Annotated in this window: 14 protein-coding genes; 9 read left to right on the top strand and 5 right to left on the bottom strand. The window is 63.4% G+C overall.

Features of this window, described 5'->3' with window-relative positions; translation table 11 throughout:
• Window positions 1–2: 2 nt before the first annotated feature.
• The 3 genes from AAHK20_RS23520 (at window position 3) to AAHK20_RS23510 (ending at window position 4,978) form a co-directional block, all read left to right on the top strand.
• Window positions 3–1,868 (top strand): TRAP transporter large permease, encoded by a 1,866-nt coding sequence (locus AAHK20_RS23520; protein ID WP_449183905.1) that lies wholly within the window; start codon window positions 3–5, stop codon window positions 1,866–1,868.
• A gap of 120 nt (window positions 1,869–1,988) precedes the next feature.
• On the top strand, window positions 1,989–4,013 hold the full coding sequence (tkt, locus tag AAHK20_RS23515; RefSeq protein ID WP_449183904.1) for a transketolase: 2,025 nt from the start codon (window positions 1,989–1,991) through the stop codon (window positions 4,011–4,013).
• Window positions 4,013–4,978, top strand: a complete 966-nt coding sequence (locus tag AAHK20_RS23510) for a D-2-hydroxyacid dehydrogenase (protein ID WP_449183903.1) — start codon at window positions 4,013–4,015, stop codon at window positions 4,976–4,978. The genes tkt and AAHK20_RS23510 overlap by 1 nt, the downstream gene beginning before the upstream one ends.
• Window positions 4,979–5,045: 67 nt before the next feature.
• Here the strand turns inward: AAHK20_RS23510 and AAHK20_RS23505 are convergent, their stop codons facing one another.
• On the bottom strand, window positions 5,046–5,942 hold the full coding sequence (locus AAHK20_RS23505; protein ID WP_449183902.1) for a LysR substrate-binding domain-containing protein: 897 nt from the start codon (window positions 5,940–5,942) through the stop codon (window positions 5,046–5,048).
• A 211-nt stretch (window positions 5,943–6,153) separates the two neighbouring features.
• Here AAHK20_RS23505 and AAHK20_RS23500 point away from each other — a divergent pair, with 211 nt between their 5' ends.
• Together AAHK20_RS23500 and AAHK20_RS23495 are read left to right on the top strand one after the other, a co-directional pair.
• Window positions 6,154–6,792: an isochorismatase family protein gene (locus tag AAHK20_RS23500; RefSeq protein WP_449183901.1), complete on the top strand. Its 639-nt coding sequence runs from the start codon at window positions 6,154–6,156 to the stop codon at window positions 6,790–6,792.
• Window positions 6,793–7,018: 226 nt separating this feature from the next.
• Window positions 7,019–7,912 carry a pirin family protein gene (locus AAHK20_RS23495; RefSeq protein WP_449183900.1) on the top strand — a complete coding sequence of 298 codons (894 nt, stop codon included), beginning with the start codon at window positions 7,019–7,021 and terminating at the stop codon, window positions 7,910–7,912.
• Between the two features lie 96 nt (window positions 7,913–8,008).
• Here the strand turns inward: AAHK20_RS23495 and AAHK20_RS23490 are convergent, their stop codons facing one another.
• Together AAHK20_RS23490 and AAHK20_RS23485 are read right to left on the bottom strand one after the other, a co-directional pair.
• Entirely contained in the window at window positions 8,009–8,545 is a 537-nt protein-coding gene (locus tag AAHK20_RS23490; RefSeq protein WP_449183899.1) for a hypothetical protein, read from the bottom strand.
• 18 nt (window positions 8,546–8,563) lie between these two features.
• Entirely contained in the window at window positions 8,564–9,163 is a 600-nt protein-coding gene (locus AAHK20_RS23485) for a cysteine hydrolase family protein (RefSeq protein ID WP_449183898.1), read from the bottom strand.
• 195 nt (window positions 9,164–9,358) lie between these two features.
• Here AAHK20_RS23485 and AAHK20_RS23480 point away from each other — a divergent pair, with 195 nt between their 5' ends.
• Both AAHK20_RS23480 and AAHK20_RS23475 read left to right on the top strand, forming a co-directional pair.
• Window positions 9,359–9,916, top strand: a complete 558-nt coding sequence (locus AAHK20_RS23480) for a winged helix-turn-helix transcriptional regulator (RefSeq protein ID WP_449183897.1) — start codon at window positions 9,359–9,361, stop codon at window positions 9,914–9,916.
• 121 nt (window positions 9,917–10,037) lie between these two features.
• Window positions 10,038–10,421 carry a nuclear transport factor 2 family protein gene (locus AAHK20_RS23475; RefSeq protein ID WP_449183896.1) on the top strand — a complete coding sequence of 128 codons (384 nt, stop codon included), beginning with the start codon at window positions 10,038–10,040 and terminating at the stop codon, window positions 10,419–10,421.
• Between the two features lie 164 nt (window positions 10,422–10,585).
• Here AAHK20_RS23475 and pcaG read toward each other — a convergent pair whose 3' ends face one another.
• Both pcaG and pcaH read right to left on the bottom strand, forming a co-directional pair.
• Window positions 10,586–11,179 carry a protocatechuate 3,4-dioxygenase subunit alpha gene (gene pcaG / locus AAHK20_RS23470; RefSeq protein ID WP_449183895.1) on the bottom strand — a complete coding sequence of 198 codons (594 nt, stop codon included), beginning with the start codon at window positions 11,177–11,179 and terminating at the stop codon, window positions 10,586–10,588.
• Between the two features lie 3 nt (window positions 11,180–11,182).
• On the bottom strand, window positions 11,183–11,890 hold the full coding sequence (gene pcaH, locus AAHK20_RS23465; protein ID WP_449183894.1) for a protocatechuate 3,4-dioxygenase subunit beta: 708 nt from the start codon (window positions 11,888–11,890) through the stop codon (window positions 11,183–11,185).
• A 119-nt stretch (window positions 11,891–12,009) separates the two neighbouring features.
• Between pcaH and pcaQ the strand changes: the two genes are divergently transcribed.
• Together pcaQ and AAHK20_RS23455 are read left to right on the top strand one after the other, a co-directional pair.
• Window positions 12,010–13,017, top strand: coding sequence for a pca operon transcription factor PcaQ (gene pcaQ / locus AAHK20_RS23460; protein WP_449183893.1), 1,008 nt, complete (start codon window positions 12,010–12,012; stop codon window positions 13,015–13,017).
• A gap of 115 nt (window positions 13,018–13,132) precedes the next feature.
• A complete protein-coding gene (locus AAHK20_RS23455) occupies window positions 13,133–16,000 on the top strand; it encodes an EAL domain-containing protein (RefSeq protein ID WP_449183892.1) in 2,868 nt (955 codons plus the stop codon).
• Window positions 16,001–16,023 lie beyond the last annotated feature (23 nt).

Raw genomic sequence — 16,023 nt, 5'->3', positions numbered from 1 at the left:
CCATGACTACGCTCTCTCTCCCGCATCATTCGCCGCGGCGCTTCGCGTGCGCGTTCGACGCCGCGCTCGGGCCGTTGGTCGAAATTCCCGCTGCGCTCTTGGTGGTCGCGGAAATCGTCGTGCTGCTGGCGGGCGTGACGAGCCGCTATGTGTTTCGCTCGCCGCTCGTCTGGTCCGACGAACTAGCCGAGATCCTGTTTTTATGGCTCGCGATGCTCGGCGCGGTAGTGGCCTTGCGACGCGGCGAGCACATGCGGATGACCGCCGTGGTGGGCATGTGCTCGCCCGGCGTGCGCGCGTTCCTCGACATGGTCGCCATTGCCGCGCCGCTCGCGTTTCTCGGGCTCGTCATGTGGCCGGCCGTGCAGTTCGCGCAGGACGCGTCGATGGTCACCACGCCGGCGCTGAGCCTCTCCGATTCCTGGCGCGCGGCGGCGTTTCCGGTGGGCGCGGGGCTCATGCTGCTCGTGACGGCGGTGCGGCTCATTCGCGAGGCCAACTGGCGGCTAGTGCTCGCCGCTTTGGCCGCGGTCTTCGCGATCGGCTGCGCGTTCGTCGCGCTCGGGCCGCTGCTGAGCAATCTCGGCAACTACAACCTGCTGATCTTCTTCGTCGGGCTCGTGGCGCTCGGCGTGCTGTCCGGCGTGCCGATCGCGTTCTCGTTCGCGCTCGCGACCTTCGGCTATCTCGCGCTCACGACGAGCACGCCGATGACGGTCGTCGTCGGCCGCATGGACGAGGGCATGTCGCACTTGATCCTGCTGTCGGTACCGCTCTTCGTGTTCCTCGGGCAGCTGATCGAGATGACGGGTATGGCCGCCGCGATGATCGCGTTTCTCGCGAGCCTGCTCGGGCATGTGCGCGGCGGTCTGTCGTATGTGCTGGTGGGGGCGATGTATCTGGTGTCCGGCATCTCGGGTTCCAAGGCCGCGGACATGGCGGCGGTCGCCCCCGTGCTGTTCCCCGAGATGACGGCGCGCGGTGCGAAGCCGGGCGAACTCGTCGCGCTCCTGGCCGCGACCGGCGCGCAGACCGAAACGATCCCGCCGAGCCTCGTCTTGATCACGCTCGGCTCGGTGACGGGCGCGTCGATCTCGGCGCTGTTCACGGGCGGCATGCTGCCCGGCATCGTGCTCGCCGTGACGCTGTGCGCGCTCGTGTTCTGGCGCAATCGGCGCGAGGATCTTTCGCACGTGACGCGCGCCGGCGCCGCCGAGATCGTCCGCAAGCTGCTGATCGCGCTGCCCGCACTCGCGTTGCCGTTCGTGATTCGCATGGCGGTGATTCGCGGGATCGCAACGGCCACCGAAGTCTCGACCATCGGCATCGTGTACACGGTGCTTGCCGGCCTCTTGATCTATCGGCGCTTCGAATGGGCGCGCCTGAAGCCGATGCTGATCGAAACGGCGTCGCTGTCGGGCGCGATTCTGCTCATCATCGGCGCGGCGACGGGCATGGCCTGGGCGCTCACGCAATCGGGCTTCTCGGGCGAACTCGCCGACACGCTCGCCGGCTTGCCGGGCGGGGCGGCAACGTTCATCGCGGCGTCGATCGTGGTGTTCATCGTGCTCGGCAGCGTGCTCGAAGGCATCCCCGCCATCGTGCTGTTCGGACCGCTGATGTTCCCGATCGCTAGGCAGTTGGGCATCAACGACATTCACTACGCGATGGTCGTGATTCTTTCGATGGGCGTGGGCCTGTTCGCGCCGCCGTTCGGCGTCGGCTACTACTCGGCCTGCGCCGTGAGCCGCATCCATCCCGATCAAGGCATGAAGCCGATCGCCGGCTACATCGTCGCGCTCGTCATCGGGCTCATCGTGGTGGCCGCGGTGCCCTGGATTTCGACCGGCTTCCTGCCGCATCAGTAATCACGCTCGCGCGCCGGCCTTCGGCACCGGTTGAAGGCAGCGGCGCGCAGCTCTTTCACTCACTCATCGTTATCAGCAGCGCCGCTTCTTGCGAAGCCGCGCGCAAGGAGTCTTATTGCCATGTCCACCCTCGACGAAGCCGAAACGCCGCTTGCGAACGCCATCCGCTTTCTTTCGATCGACGCGATTCTGCGCGCGGGCGAAGGGCACCAGGGCGTGCCGCTCGGCATGGCCGAGATCGCCACGGCGCTGTTCACACGCCACCTGAAGTTCAATCCGGCCGACCCGCAATGGCCCGACCGCGATCGCTTCGTGCTCTCGAACGGCCATGGCTCGATGCTGCTGTATTCGCTGCTCTATCTGACCGGCTACGCGCGCATCGATCTCGATCAGATCAAGACGTTCCGCCAGTTCGGCTCGCACTGCATGGGGCACCCTGAATACGATCCGGCGTCCGGCATCGAAGTGACGACCGGCCCGCTCGGGCAGGGGATCGCGAACGCGTTCGGGATGGCCGTGGCCGAGGCGTATCAGAACGCGAGATTCGGCAGCGGTATCGTCGATCACTACACGTATGCGTTCGTCGGCGACGGGTGCCTGCAGGAAGGCATTGGGCAGGAGATGATTTCGCTCGCGGGGCATCTGCGCTTGGGCAAGCTGATCCTGTGCTGGGACGACAACCGCATCACCGACGATGGCAGCACCGAGCTGTCGATCAGCGAGGACGTGTGCGAGCGCTTTCGCGTCGCGGGCTGGCACGTAATCGACGTCGATGGGCATGACATCGATGCGGTATCGGCGGCGCTGGAACTGGCGCGCAAAGACCCGCGTCCGTCGATGCTCGCGTGCCGGACGATCATCGGCCGAGGCATCGCGCGGCTGCAGGGTCAGCGCGGCGGCCATAGCGGCAAGCTGTTCGACGCGGACGCCGAGGCGGCCCGCCAGCTGCTCGATTGGCCGCACGAGCCGTTCCATGTGCCTGACGAGATTTTGTCGGCGTGGCGTCGCGCAGGGCGGCGCAGCGACAACGCGTATCGCGCGTGGCAGGCCCGCGTGGCGGCGCTGCCGGCGCAAGACCGCGCCGAGTTTGAACGCATTCAGGCAGGCCGCTTGCCCGATGGCTGGCGCGAAGTCCTTGAAGACTACCGGCGGCGTGCGGCGGAAAACGCGGAAGCGCAGCAGGGCATCCTGGTGTCCGCCGAGATCAACGATCTGTTTGCGATAACGCTGCCGGAGCGCATGGTCGGCTGCGCCGACCTCGAAGCGCCGACGAGCCACAAGCGCCGTTTGCACGCGTTCACGTCCGACGATCGCAGCGGCGCGTACGTGCACTGCGGTGTGCGCGAGCACGTGATGGGCGCGATGGCGAACGGCATGGCGGCGCATGGCGGCGTGATCGCGACATGCGTCACGTATCTCGCGTTCTCCGACTACGAACGCCCTGCGATGCGCATGGCGGCGCTCATGGGCCTGCCCGTGAAGTTCGTGTTCAGCCACGACTCGATCGGCCTCGGCAGAAATGGCCCGACGCATCAGCCCGTCGAGATCCTCGCATCGTTGCGCGCGATGCCGAACATGCACGTGATGCGTCCCGCCGATGCAGTGGAAGCGGCCGAGTGCTGGGAGATCGCGCTCGAACGCAAGGACGGCCCGAGCACGATGGTGTTCGCGCGGCAGGCATTGCCGCCGGTGCGGCGTGCGCACGTCGCCGAGAACCTGTCGCGTCGCGGCGCGTATGTGTTGGCGGAAGCCGAAGACGGCGCGCGTCAGGTCACGCTGCTCGCCACCGGCTCCGAAGTGGCGATCGCGCTCGAAGCACGCGCGCGTCTGCAAGCCGAAGGCGTGGCGACGGCGGTCGTCTCGATGCCGTGCTGGGAAATTTTCGACGAACAGGATGCGGACTATCGCGCCGCCGTGCTCGGGCCGGCCGGCACGGTGCGTGTCGCCGTGGAAGCCGCGTTGCGCTTCGGCTGGGACCGCTACCTCGGCGAGCGCGGCGGCTTTGTCGGCATGACCGGCTTTGGCGCATCGGGTCCCGCCGAGGTGCTGTTCGAGCACTTCGGCATCACGGCGGGCCACGTCGTGGAAGAAGCGCGCCGCCATCTGGTGAAGGGAATCGAACAGGAACTCAAGGAAGAAGCATGATGGAAAAGATCGTTTTTCTGGACCGCGCGACGCTCGCGCCGCAAATCAAACTGCGCAAGCCGGGCTTTGCCCACGAACTCGTCGAATACGAAAAGACCGCCCCCGAAGACGTGCTGACCCGGCTTGCGGGCGCAACGATCGCGATCACGAACAAGGTGGCGCTGACGAAGGAAGTGCTTGACCGCCTACCGGCATTGAAGCTCATCGCCGTGGCCGCGACCGGCACCGATTGCGTCGACAAGGCCGCTTGCCAGCAACGCGGCCTCGCCGTGACGAACATTCGCGGCTACGCGCTCAACACCGTGCCCGAGCACACGTTCGCGCTGATGCTCGCGCTGCGCCGCAACCTCGTCGCGTATCGCAACGACGTGCTCGCGGGCGTGTGGCAGAAGTCGGGGCAGTTCTGCTTCTTCGATCATCCGATCCACGATCTCGGCGGCGCGCGGCTCGGCATCATCGGAGAGGGCGTGCTCGGGCAGCGCGTCGCCGAGCTCGGCAAGGCGTTCGGCATGGTGCCGATGTTCGCCGCGCACAAAGGCAAACAAGGCTTGGGGCCGCTTTATACGCCGTGGTCGGAAGTGCTGGCGACGAGCGACGTCATCAGCATCCACAGCCCGCTTACGCCGGAGACGCGCAACATGCTCGCGATGCCGGAGTTCCGCGCGATGAAGAAGAAGCCGCTCATCATCAACACGGCGCGCGGCGGGCTCGTGGATGAGGGCGCGCTTGTGCAGGCGCTCGATGAGGGGTTGATCAGCGGCGCCGGGTTCGATGTGACCGATGGCGAGCCGCCGCGTATGGATAGTCCGCTCATGCGAATAGCGGGGCGGCCGAATGTGATTTTGACGCCGCATGTTGCTTGGGCTTCGGATGAGGCGCAGCAGGGGCTGGCGGATCAGCTGGTGGATAACATCGAAAACTTCATAAGCGGCAAGCCGACGAATCTGGTGCAGAGCGCGTATTGAATAAGGGGCGGTGGCGGTTTCGGCCTGATCGATGCGCGCGACTCAGCCGGTCATCCTGTGACGAACGTCACTCGTCTTTCTGTATGTGTTCGGCGAGATAGTCGATCAGCAGGCGCACGGCGGGCAATAGTCCCCTGCGTGACGGAAAGACGGCATGAACCAGCCCCCCTTTGGGTTTCCAGCCCGGCATCACGTCGACCAGCGTGCCATTTGCGAGCGCATCCTCGACGACCATGTACGGTAATTGCACGACGCCCACGCCTTTCATGGCCGCCTGCCGAAGCACGGTCATGTCGTCGGTGATGTAGCGCGGCGCGTGACTCACCCGCGCTTCCATTCCGTCCGGTCCGACGAGAGCCCAGGCATGATCGCGCTGCGGGCCCCAATCGAGGCTCGGCATGCCGGACAGATCAGCGGGATGCGCGACGCTCCCATGCCGCTGCGCGAGCGCCGGCGCGGCAACCAGACGCTGTGGACTTCCAGACAGGACACGCATGACGAGCCCGCTGTCTTCGAGCGGCGGAAAACGAACTCGCAGCGCGAGATCGAGACCTTCGGCAAGAACATCGACCCGACGATTCGTAGCATCAAGAAGGATCTGGACCTTCGGGTATTGCGTCATGAAGTCGGCGATGAGATTCCCTATGCGGTACGCAAGCAGCGTCGTGGGGCAACTCATCCGCACCACGCCTTGAGGCTCGGAGAGCCGACGCTCCATCACCTCGCGCGCGGCATCGGCTTCAACCAGCACCGCGACACAGCGCTCGTAGAATTCGCGTCCCGTCTCCGTCATCGAGAAATGGCGCGTGGACCGGTTGAGCAGGCGAACGCCATATCTCGCTTCGAGTTCGGCGATGCGCCGACTAAGCTTGGACTTGGGCATGTTGAGCGCCCGCCCGGCCTGCGTGAAACCGTGGTTGTCGACCACTTTCACGAAATAGTAGATGTCGTTCAGGTCGTCCATGACTGTTCCTTCGGCAGAACAATAGAGGGATCTTAGAGCACTGAAGTCGCGCGGGATCGCCATTGTTCCGCTCATAGAACACAGTCGGCATTTTTCAGGGACTGTAGGCCGGTTCGTCGACCGCATAGCATTGCCCTTGCATGCAGATCGGATGCATCACGCGTCGATCACCGGGATCCCTTCCTCTTAACGCAGTGTTTCGGAGACAAACATGGCAAGCGAACCCATTCGCGACCCCGCGAACGATCAACTTCTGACGCCGCAGAACGCGGCATTCATCGTCATCGATTACCAGCCGGTACAGGTGAATTCCATCGCATCGATGGATCGTCAACTCCTGGTCAACAACATCGTGGGCGCTGCAAAGGCGGCAATTGCATACAAGCTGCCAATCGTCCATTCGACGGTCAACGTGAAGACCGGTCTCAACAAGCCGCCCATCCCGCAACTGCGCGCGGCGCTTGGCGACTATCCGACTTACGATCGCACCAGCATCAACTCCTGGGAAGACGTCGAATTCCGCAAGGCCGTCGAAGCAACCGGTCGCAAGAAGTTGATCATGACGGCGCTCTGGACGGAAGCCTGCCTGACGTTCCCCGCGCTCGATGCGTTGGCGGCCGGCTACGACGTATATGTCGTCGTCGATGCTGTCGGCGGCACGTCCGTCGCAGCGCACGAAGCCGCGTTGCGCCGCATCGAACAGGCTGGCGGCAAGATGATCAGTGTCGCTCAGCTGTTCTGCGAGCTGCAGCGCGACTGGGCACGCAGCGACACCGTTCCCGCGTTCATCGACCTGTTCATCGAAACGGGCGGCACGGCCGGCATCCAGTTCTCGTACGACAAGAACTGACGTGTCACGCGCGCGGACGGTTGCTGTCCGCCGTCCGCGCGTATCCTTCGCAGTTCGATCTAGGTAGCGGCGCAACGCGTGTGGCGAATGCGGTCAAGTATCGCGGCCCATCGTTCTATCAGTGAGACACAGAAGGTAACTCTCTGCCTCTAGTCGCGTCATCGTCCAGTGACTACTCTGTATCCATGCAAACAAGGCCACTGGCCTTTCAACAGGTATATCGACGATGAAGAAGATTCTCGGCACTTTCGGTAACCCGAACTCGCATTGGGTCGGCGACGGTTTTCCGGTGCGCACGCTGTTCTCGCATAACGCGATGGGCCGCCACCTGAGCCCGTTCCTGATGCTCGACTACGCGGGCCCAAGGCACTTTGCACCGACGGCGCGCCGTCAGGGTGTCGGACAGCACCCGCACCGTGGCTTCGAAACCGTGACCATCGTGTATCAAGGCGAACTGGAGCACCTCGATTCGACGGGTAGCGGCGGCCAGATCGGTCCCGGCGACGTGCAGTGGATGACAGCGGGCGCGGGGATCCTGCATGAGGAATTCCATTCGAGCGCTTTCGCGAAGACAGGCGGGACGCTCGAGATGGTCCAGCTTTGGGTCAATCTACCCGCGAAGGACAAGATGGTTGCGCCTGGCTATCAGGGCATCTTGGCGAGCGAGATTCCGTCCGTCGAATTGCCGGAAAGCGCCGGACATGTGCGGGTGATCGCCGGCAACTACGCGGGCAACGCCGGGCCGGCGAACACCTTCACGCCGATAGACGTCTGGGATGTGCGGCTCAACGCAGGACGTGGTGCAACGCTGTCGCTGCCGGCGGGCAGGACGCTCGCGCTCGTGGTGCTGCGCGGCCAGGTGCGGGTCAATGGCGATGAGCGGGTCGTCAGCGACGCGCAAGTGGTTCTGCTCGAGCAGGAAGGCACTGAGGTTCAGATCGATGCCATCAGCGATGCAACCGTGCTGGTGTTGAGCGGCGAGCCCATCGACGAACCCGTTGCCGCGTATGGTCCCTTCGTCATGAACACGGCACAAGAAATTCGCGAGGCGGTAGAGGACTTCAACAATGGGCGTTTTGGATCGCCGGCTGCGACGTACCAGCGGACCATAGCCCAGTAAATGTCGCCAAAGCGTCAGGGGCGCTCCTATTCCGGGCACTGTAAATGTGACATCGGGACAGGAGCGCCCGACCTCGCTCACGCTCCGACCGTTATTTCACCGCCACTGCTCGGCAAGCGCCTTACGCTCGATATCCTTGGCGAACAGCGGTGTCTCTTCCGCGTTGTGGGCGGACAGCGCCTGCTGCGCGAACTCGCTCGCCTTGGCGAAAGGCACGCCGCGCTTCTCGAGCGCCTCTAGATAGCCGGGCGCGGTGCGGACTTCCACGCTATTGATAAACCTCGTCGTGTCGGCATCGATAGCTTCCGCATGGAAAGACCAGATGACAACGATCTTGACGCGGCTGCCAACATCCGGACCGATAGAGTCGGACAACGACACGAGACGGCACTGACCCCGCTCGGCGACATCCTCGACATAGTGCTGCACCATCAGATTGCCAACGTGCTCCACATTGACCGACATACGCTTGCCCTCAGGGCTGAGCGTTGCCGCAGCCGCAATGTGATTTTTAGAACAGGCCTGATATTCGCTGTCGGTCAAGGTAAAGGCCCACTCGGTCAAATCGATGGACGCGAGCGGTGCATGAATCGTGGCTTCGGCCGTCGATTCGGCGATGATTTCATTCGTCATTGAGTAGCCTCAGGATCTTTAGGCAGAGAGCTTCGCGATGATTTCATCGGTCGAGACAATCGCGCTCGCATAAGCCGGCATATTGAACTGGAGCGACGCGTCCATCTCCGCGTGACCAAAGCTGCCGATAGCATCTTTCACCAGCGTGACTTCATAGCCGAGCTCGGCAGCAAAGCGAACGGTGGATTCGATGCATGTATTGGCGCGCATCCCGATCACGATGACTTTGCGCAGGCCATGCTTCTTGAGCTGCAAGTCGAGATCCGTGTTGGCGAATCCGCTCGAGAGCCAATGCTCCTGCGCGACGACCTCACCGGGGCGCGGTTCGAAATCGGGGTGAAAACTTCCTCCCCAAGTCCCATCAGCAAAAACACGTCCCTTGTCGGTGGCGGCCCCGATGGGCGGTATCGTCTTCCAATGATTGTGTAGATCGCATTCGCGCCAGCGATGGTGCGGGGCGATGAAGACTTGCACGCCAGCCGTTCGAGCCGCGGCGAGGATCTGCCGCATATGCTCGACGACGTTGTTCGCCTCCAGGGTCGTGCGGCAGAGCTCGTAGAGCTTGCCTCCCTCCGAAAGGAAGTCGTTATAGGGATCGACGATGAGCAGCCCCGTCAACTCAGGTTCATACGTCAGCCCGGAGGCAGATTGACTTGCCATTTTGAGGCTCCCTTTGGCGTGTTGACGATGTGACTACAATATTTGAAGTCACATGGCTTGTAAAGGACAAAAGCTGGGGCGACCGACGTTGGCGATCCAGATTCGCTAATCGGAACTGGTTCAAAATGCGGGGTTGTTTAGTGAGAGATCGAGATGAAGCAAGAGAATACTGACGAGACGCTGTGCCCCCTCGCTCGTGCGGCAGCCGTCATTGCGGATCGCTGGACCATCTTGATCCTGCGCGAACTACGAATGGGGAACGACCGCTTCGACGGCATTCGAGCGCAGACCGAGATGTCGCCCAACCTGCTGACCCAGCGCCTCAAGTCAATGGAGGACAACGGGCTCATCGAGCGCCGGCTCTATCAAGAGCGGCCCAACCGTTACGCCTACTGCATCACGGACAAGACACGCGAACTCGACGGCATGATGCTGACGCTTCGTTTATGGGGTATGCGGCACTGCGGGCTCGATCCGGAGGCGGAAAGCGCAGTGACGATGACGCATCGTCGAACCGGCGCGATCATCGACGCCGACTGGCAACCCGAAGAAGCCGATCTGCCGTTCACCTTTAGCCAAGTCGAAGCCCGGGTCAATCCATCGTGGGCGGCCGAACGAGCCGCTCGCGCGGAAGCCTTTTCGGTCGAGCGAAAGAATCAGGTTTCCAAACGTGCCCCACGAAAGCGCCATGCCGTTTCCGCCAAGGGTTGACCGTTGGCGTCTAGCTGCGCACAGGCAATCGCATCGGTTCTGGCGTCCATGACGTATCGAGACCATAGTGGATACGACCGCTGTCATGTACGGCGGAACTTGCTCGATCAGGAGGCGACCGATGCACGAGAATCCGATACGTGAAGCACTGAATGCGCACTGGCAGGCGTCGGCCGCTGGGGATCTGAACGCCGAACACGATATCTACGACGATGGTGCGATCTGTGAATATCCGCAATCCGGTGAGCGCATCGTTGGGAGACGCAATTTGCAGGCGTTGCGAGGCCATCATCCAGGCAAGCCGGCGGGGTTCGATGTCAGGCGAATCCAAGGCAACGGGAATCTCTGGGTTACCGAATACACGATTTCCTATCAGGGCCGGCCATCGTACGTCGTGAGCATCATGGAGTTTGCTAACGACAAGGTCGTACACGAGACCCAGTATTTTTCGGATCCCTTTGAGGCGCCAGGCTGGCGGAGTCAATGGGTCGAGCAGAGCGCGTGACGCACCGTTTGCCGACTTACTGTGGGCCTGAAGTAAGCGCTAAAGCGCCAACTTCAGGCAACCACAGCATGGGACCGGAGTAAGCGCTGAAGCGCTAACTCCGGTCGACAAAAAAAGGCCGGCATCGAGCCGGCCCTGACAAGATTCCGCTTACGCTCGACGCATCAAACGTCGAAGAACACCGTTTCGCCTTCGCCCTGCATGCGGATGTCGAAGCGATACACGTTGCCGCCCGCTTGAGCATCGCGTCGTGCGATCAACGTTGCGCGGCGATTCGCCGGCACCGCTTCGAGCACCGGGTCCGCGGCATTCGCAGCCGCTTCATCGTCGAAGTAAATGCGCGTGAACGCATGCAGCAAGATGCCTCGCATCAGCACCATCACGTTCACATGCGGCGCGCTATCGGGCGCGGTCTTGCCCGGCTTGACCGTTTCGATCACGAAGCGGTGCTTCGCATCGGTGCCCGTGCCCACACGGCCGAAACCGCGAAAGCCGTTGGCCGCGATGTCGGCGCGCGAGGCCGGATAGCGGCCTTCGCTATCCGCTTGCGTCACTTCGATCAGCGCATCGCTGACGGGCTTGCCGTCGCCGTCGAACACCTGCCCGACGATCGTGATGCGTTCGCCCGGCGTTTCAGGCGCGACGAGCACCGGTGTGAACAGGCTCTTCAAGTCGAAGTTGTATTGCTGCGGCACGAGGCCATAAGCGAAGTACGGCCCGACCGTTTGCGACGGCGTTTGCTTGAGTGTCTGAGTCATGGCTTAGCGCTCCATCGGCGTTTCGTTGCGGCCGCGCAGCACGATGTCGAACTCGAAGCCAAGCGCGTAGCCTTCTTCCGTGCGATCCATCGAGAAGCGCGAGATCAGGCGGTCGCGCGCCTGTTCCGGCGTGCCCTGGAAGATCGGGTCGTAGGCGAGCAGCGGATCGCCCGGGAAATACATCTGCGTGACGAGGCGCGAACCGAAGTACTCGCCGAACAGCGAAAAGTGGATGTGGTTCGGACGCCAGGCGTTCGGATGGTTGCCCCACGGGTAGGCGCCGGGCTTGATCGTCAAGAAGCGATAGCGGCCTTCGTTGTCGGTGATCGTGCGGCCCGCGCCGAGGAAATTCGGATCGAGCGGCGCGTCGTGCTGGTCGACCTTGTGGACGTAGCGCCCGGCGGCGTTCGCCTGCCAGATCTCCACGAGCGTGTTGCGCACCGGACGGCCGCCTTCGTCGAGCACGCGGCCGGTAACGATGATGCGCTCGCCGAGCGGCTCGCCGTTCTTCGCGGCGTTGCGCGTGAGGTCGTTATCGAGCGCGCCGAGATCGTCGGTGCCGTAGACGGGCACGTATTGGTCGCGCAGCTTTTCTTTCAGCGGGATCAGCGGCAGCGTCGGGCCGCGCTTGACCGAGGAACCATAGGGCGGGTGGATGTAAGCCGGATGCGACGGGAAATCGCGTTCGGTCAGGATGATGGGTTGATCCATCGCAGTGTCTCCATGGGGGGATTGTGGTTGTCGCCGTTCGGACGTCGTGTACAGGACTTTATATAAAGCGGAAAGTTATGCAAAATGACCTTTTTTCGCGCTTCGTATAACGGATGGTTATGCAACGTCGCCTCGCGGACAGCCGCGTCAAATTCCGGCATCTCCAGTGCTTCCTGGCCGTCGCGCAGTTCGGCGGCGTGCAGAAGGCGGCGGAGAGCCTGTCCATTACGCAGCCGGCGGTATCGAAGACGGTCGCCGAGCTGGAGGAAATCCTCGGCGTGAAGCTCTTCGAGCGCGGGCGCCACGGCGCCGCGATCACGCGCGAGGGGCAGCTCTTCGTGCCGCACGCGAGCGCCTGCGTGAGCGCGTTGCGGCAGGGCGTCGATCTGCTCACGCGCGAGGGCGGCGGCGCGCCGGCGTCGCTCGAGATCGGCATGCTGCCGACCATCGCGCCCGCGCTCGTGCCGCCGATGCTCGCGCGTTTCGCCAAGGATTGGCCGCAGGTGGTCGTGCGGCTCGTTACATCGTCGAACGCGGAGCTGCTCGAACGCTTGAAGGCGGGGACGATCGAGTTCGCGATCGGGCGCCTCGCGGACCCGGAAAAGATGATCGGCTTGAACTTCGAGCAATTGTTCAACGAGCCGTTGGCCGTGGTCGTGCGCGCCGGTCATCCGCTCGCTGCCAGTGCCGCGTTGCCCGCGGCGCTGCCGGCTGCGCTCTCCGAGCAATTTCCCGTGGTGCTGCCGCCGTTCGGCACGCTGATCCGGCAATCGGCGGAGAGCCTGTTGACGATGAGCGGCGCGGCGCCGCTTGCGTCGTTCGTCGAGGTGCTGTCGGTGTCGGTGGGGCGCGCGCTCGCGCTCGAAAACGACGCGCTGTGGTTCGTGCCGCTGTCGGCGGTCGAGCGCGATCTCGATGGCGGCGCGCTGGTCCGCTTGCCACTGCCGTACGCGGGCACCGAAGAACCGGTCGGTCTGATCCGGCGCACCGATTCGGAGCCAACGCCCGTCGCGCGCACGCTGATCGAGGCGGTGCGCGAGCTGGCGCGTCAACGCATGGCGGCGCAAGGCTCGACGCCAAGCGCAAAGCCCAAGCGGCGAGCCAAGCGCGATCTCAGCGGCGGCTGAAAAGCAGACCGTTATGCAACTGCATTCATAACGGGAAAGTCCTAAGTCAAGTCTGCGCCGCCATCGTCGTAATCGCGTTCAGGCCTTCCACAGAAGAAATCGCACTGAACCAGTCATGAGACCACCAGGACGAGGGTCGACCACCCGCGAAACCAGGGCCGTCGGCGCGAAGCGCACTGCTGCTGCGCTCTTTCCGCTATGGCTTGTCGCCATCGTGATCACGGCGTTTGCGTCGCTAAGCATCGCCGTGATGTCGATTTTTCTCGGCTACGTCGCGGGCGAGAGCAATTGGTCGAAAGGCCAGAAGGACGCCGTGCACGCGCTCGAGCGTTTCGCCAGCACCGGCGCCGAAGCGGACTATCAGGAGTTCGAGGCCAGAATCGCCGTGCCGCTCGCCGACCGGACCGCCAAGCTCGAGATGAACAAGGCGGACCCGGATTACGACGTCATTACGAACGCCTTCCTGAACGGCAAGATCGAGCCGCAAGACATCGACGGCATGATCTGGCTGTACCGCAACTTCAAGACCACGCCGTGGTTCCGCCGCGCGGCCGACTACTGGGACATCGGCGATATCTACCTGCTCAGGCTGCGCGACATCGGCAGCCGGCTGCATGCGCTGGAGACGAGCGGGAAGCGCAACACGCTCGAAGCGTTCCAGCTCATTTCGGAAGTGCAGAACATCGATGTTCATCTCGCGCCCGTCGAAGACGGCTTCTCGCGCTCGCTCGACGAAGTCGCGCATCAAACGAGAAACGCGCTGATCCTCACGCTCACGACGTCGGCGCTGTTGCTGCTCGGCGTCTTCACGACGTTTATCTGGCGCTCGTTTTCGCGCAGCGAACGCCTGAACACGCAGTTGCGGCAGAGCGAGGAGCGCCTGAACCTCGGCTTCGAAGGCATCAATGCGGGGCTGTGGGACTGGGATGTCGAAGGCGACGTCATCTACCACTCGCGATGGCTCTACGAGCAGCTTGGGTATAGCTCGGATGATCTGTCGATACACACGTCGGCGTTCGTGTCGCTCGTGCATCCCGATGACCGCTCGCGAGTCCGTCATGCGATGCGCTATCACCTGACGAGGAATGCCCCATACGACGTCGAGTTTCGGCTCAAGATGGGACACGAGGAGTATCTGTGGGTCCGCTCGCGCGGCAAGGCGTTGCGCAACGAGCAAGGCCGCGCGGTGCGGATGGTGGGGTGCCTGTTCGACGTGTCCGATCGCAGGCGCGCCGAGGCCGACGCTCAAAGCGAGCGGGAGCTCGCCGAAGTCACGCTGGCGTCGATCGGCGATGCGGTCGTCAGAACCGACGACCACGGCCGCGTCACCTATTGCAACAAGGTTGCCGAACGCATGCTCGGCCGCACGGCGGCGGAGATGTGGATGAAGACGTTCGACTCGGTCTGCGCGCTGATCGACGGCGCAACGTGCGAGTGCGCTCCGACCGTCATCGACCCTCTGCGGCAGCAGGAAGACGCGCCCGATGCCGAGTTGCCGCGCAATCTCTGCATCGTGCGTCCCGACGGCAAGCGGCTCGCGGTCGACTACTCGGCGGCGACGATGCGCGACGCCGATGGCAACGCGTTGGGCACGGTGATGGTGCTGCACGACGTCAGCGCGGAGCGCAAGCACGCCGCGGAACTCGCGTATCAGGCGACGCACGACGAACTGACCGACTTGTACAACCGCCGCGAATTCGAACGCAGGCTGAGCCGCTTGCTCGAACCGTGCGCGGGCGGCCACGCCGAGCATGCGGTGATGTTCCTCGATCTCGACCAGTTCAAGGTCGTCAACGACACGAGCGGTCACGCGGCGGGCGACGAGCTGATCAAGCACGTCGGCGCGACGCTCAAATCGTGCCTGCGTTCGAGCGACATTCTCGCGCGCCTCGGCGGCGACGAGTTCGGCATCGTGCTGCCGCATTGCACGATCGCGAAAGCGCTGCAGATCGCGGACACCCTGCGCCAAGCCGTCGCCGACATCCATCTGCCGTGGGCCGAGCGCGTGTTGACGACGGGCGTGAGCATCGGGGTGGTGGGCGTCGGCGCGAATCTGACGTCGTCGAAGGAAGTCATGAAAGCGGCGGACGTCGCCTGCTATATGGCGAAGGAAAAGGGCCGCAATCGCGTGCACCACTTCCGCTTCGACGATCAGGAATTGTCGGCGACGCACAAGCAGATGGAGTGGGTGTCGCGCGTGAAGACCGCGCTCGAGCAGGATCGCTTCTGTCTCTATACGCAGAAGATCGCACCGTTGAATAGAAGCGGGAAGAAGGGCAAGGAAAACGCGAAGCGCGGCGCGCACGTCGAGCTGCTGCTGCGCATGAGGGACGAAGCCGGCGCGCTCGTTCCGCCGTCGTTCTTCATCGGCGCGGCCGAGCGCTTCAACCTGATGCCCGCCATCGACCGCTGGGTCATCGCGCGAGCGTTCTCGGCGATCGCCGAAGGCGCGAACGAGGTCGGCACATGGTCGATCAATTTGTCGGGGGCTTCGCTTGGCGACGAGCGTTTGCTCGACTACATCGTCGAGCAGCAGAAGCGCCACGGCATTTCGTTGCGACAGGTGTGCTTCGAAATCACGGAGACCGCCGCGATCACGAACTTGCAGAAAGGCATGGCGTTCATCAACAGCCTGCGCGAGCTGGGGTGCCGCTTCGCACTCGATGACTTCGGCGCGGGCATGTCGTCATTCAACTACTTGAAGCATCTGCACGTCGATTACTTGAAGATCGACGGCAGCTTCATTCGCGGCATCGTCAACAGCGCGCTCGACCGCGCCATCGTGCAGTCGATCAATCAAGTCGCCCACGCGACAGGCAAGCAGACGATCGCGGAGTTCGTCGAGAACGACGCGATCATCGAATGCCTGAGCGAGATGGACGTCGACTATGTGCAGGGGTACGGCGTCGGCATGCCGGAACCGCTGTCGCTGCCGCCGCGCGTTCCGGCGTATGAGGACGCGCTGGTGGATGAGCCGGAATAGGGCTTGTTGGCTGTGTTCGCGTC

This window comes from Trinickia camelliae, from assembly GCF_053525655.1.
This window is presented reverse-complemented; position numbering and strand designations above follow the sequence as displayed.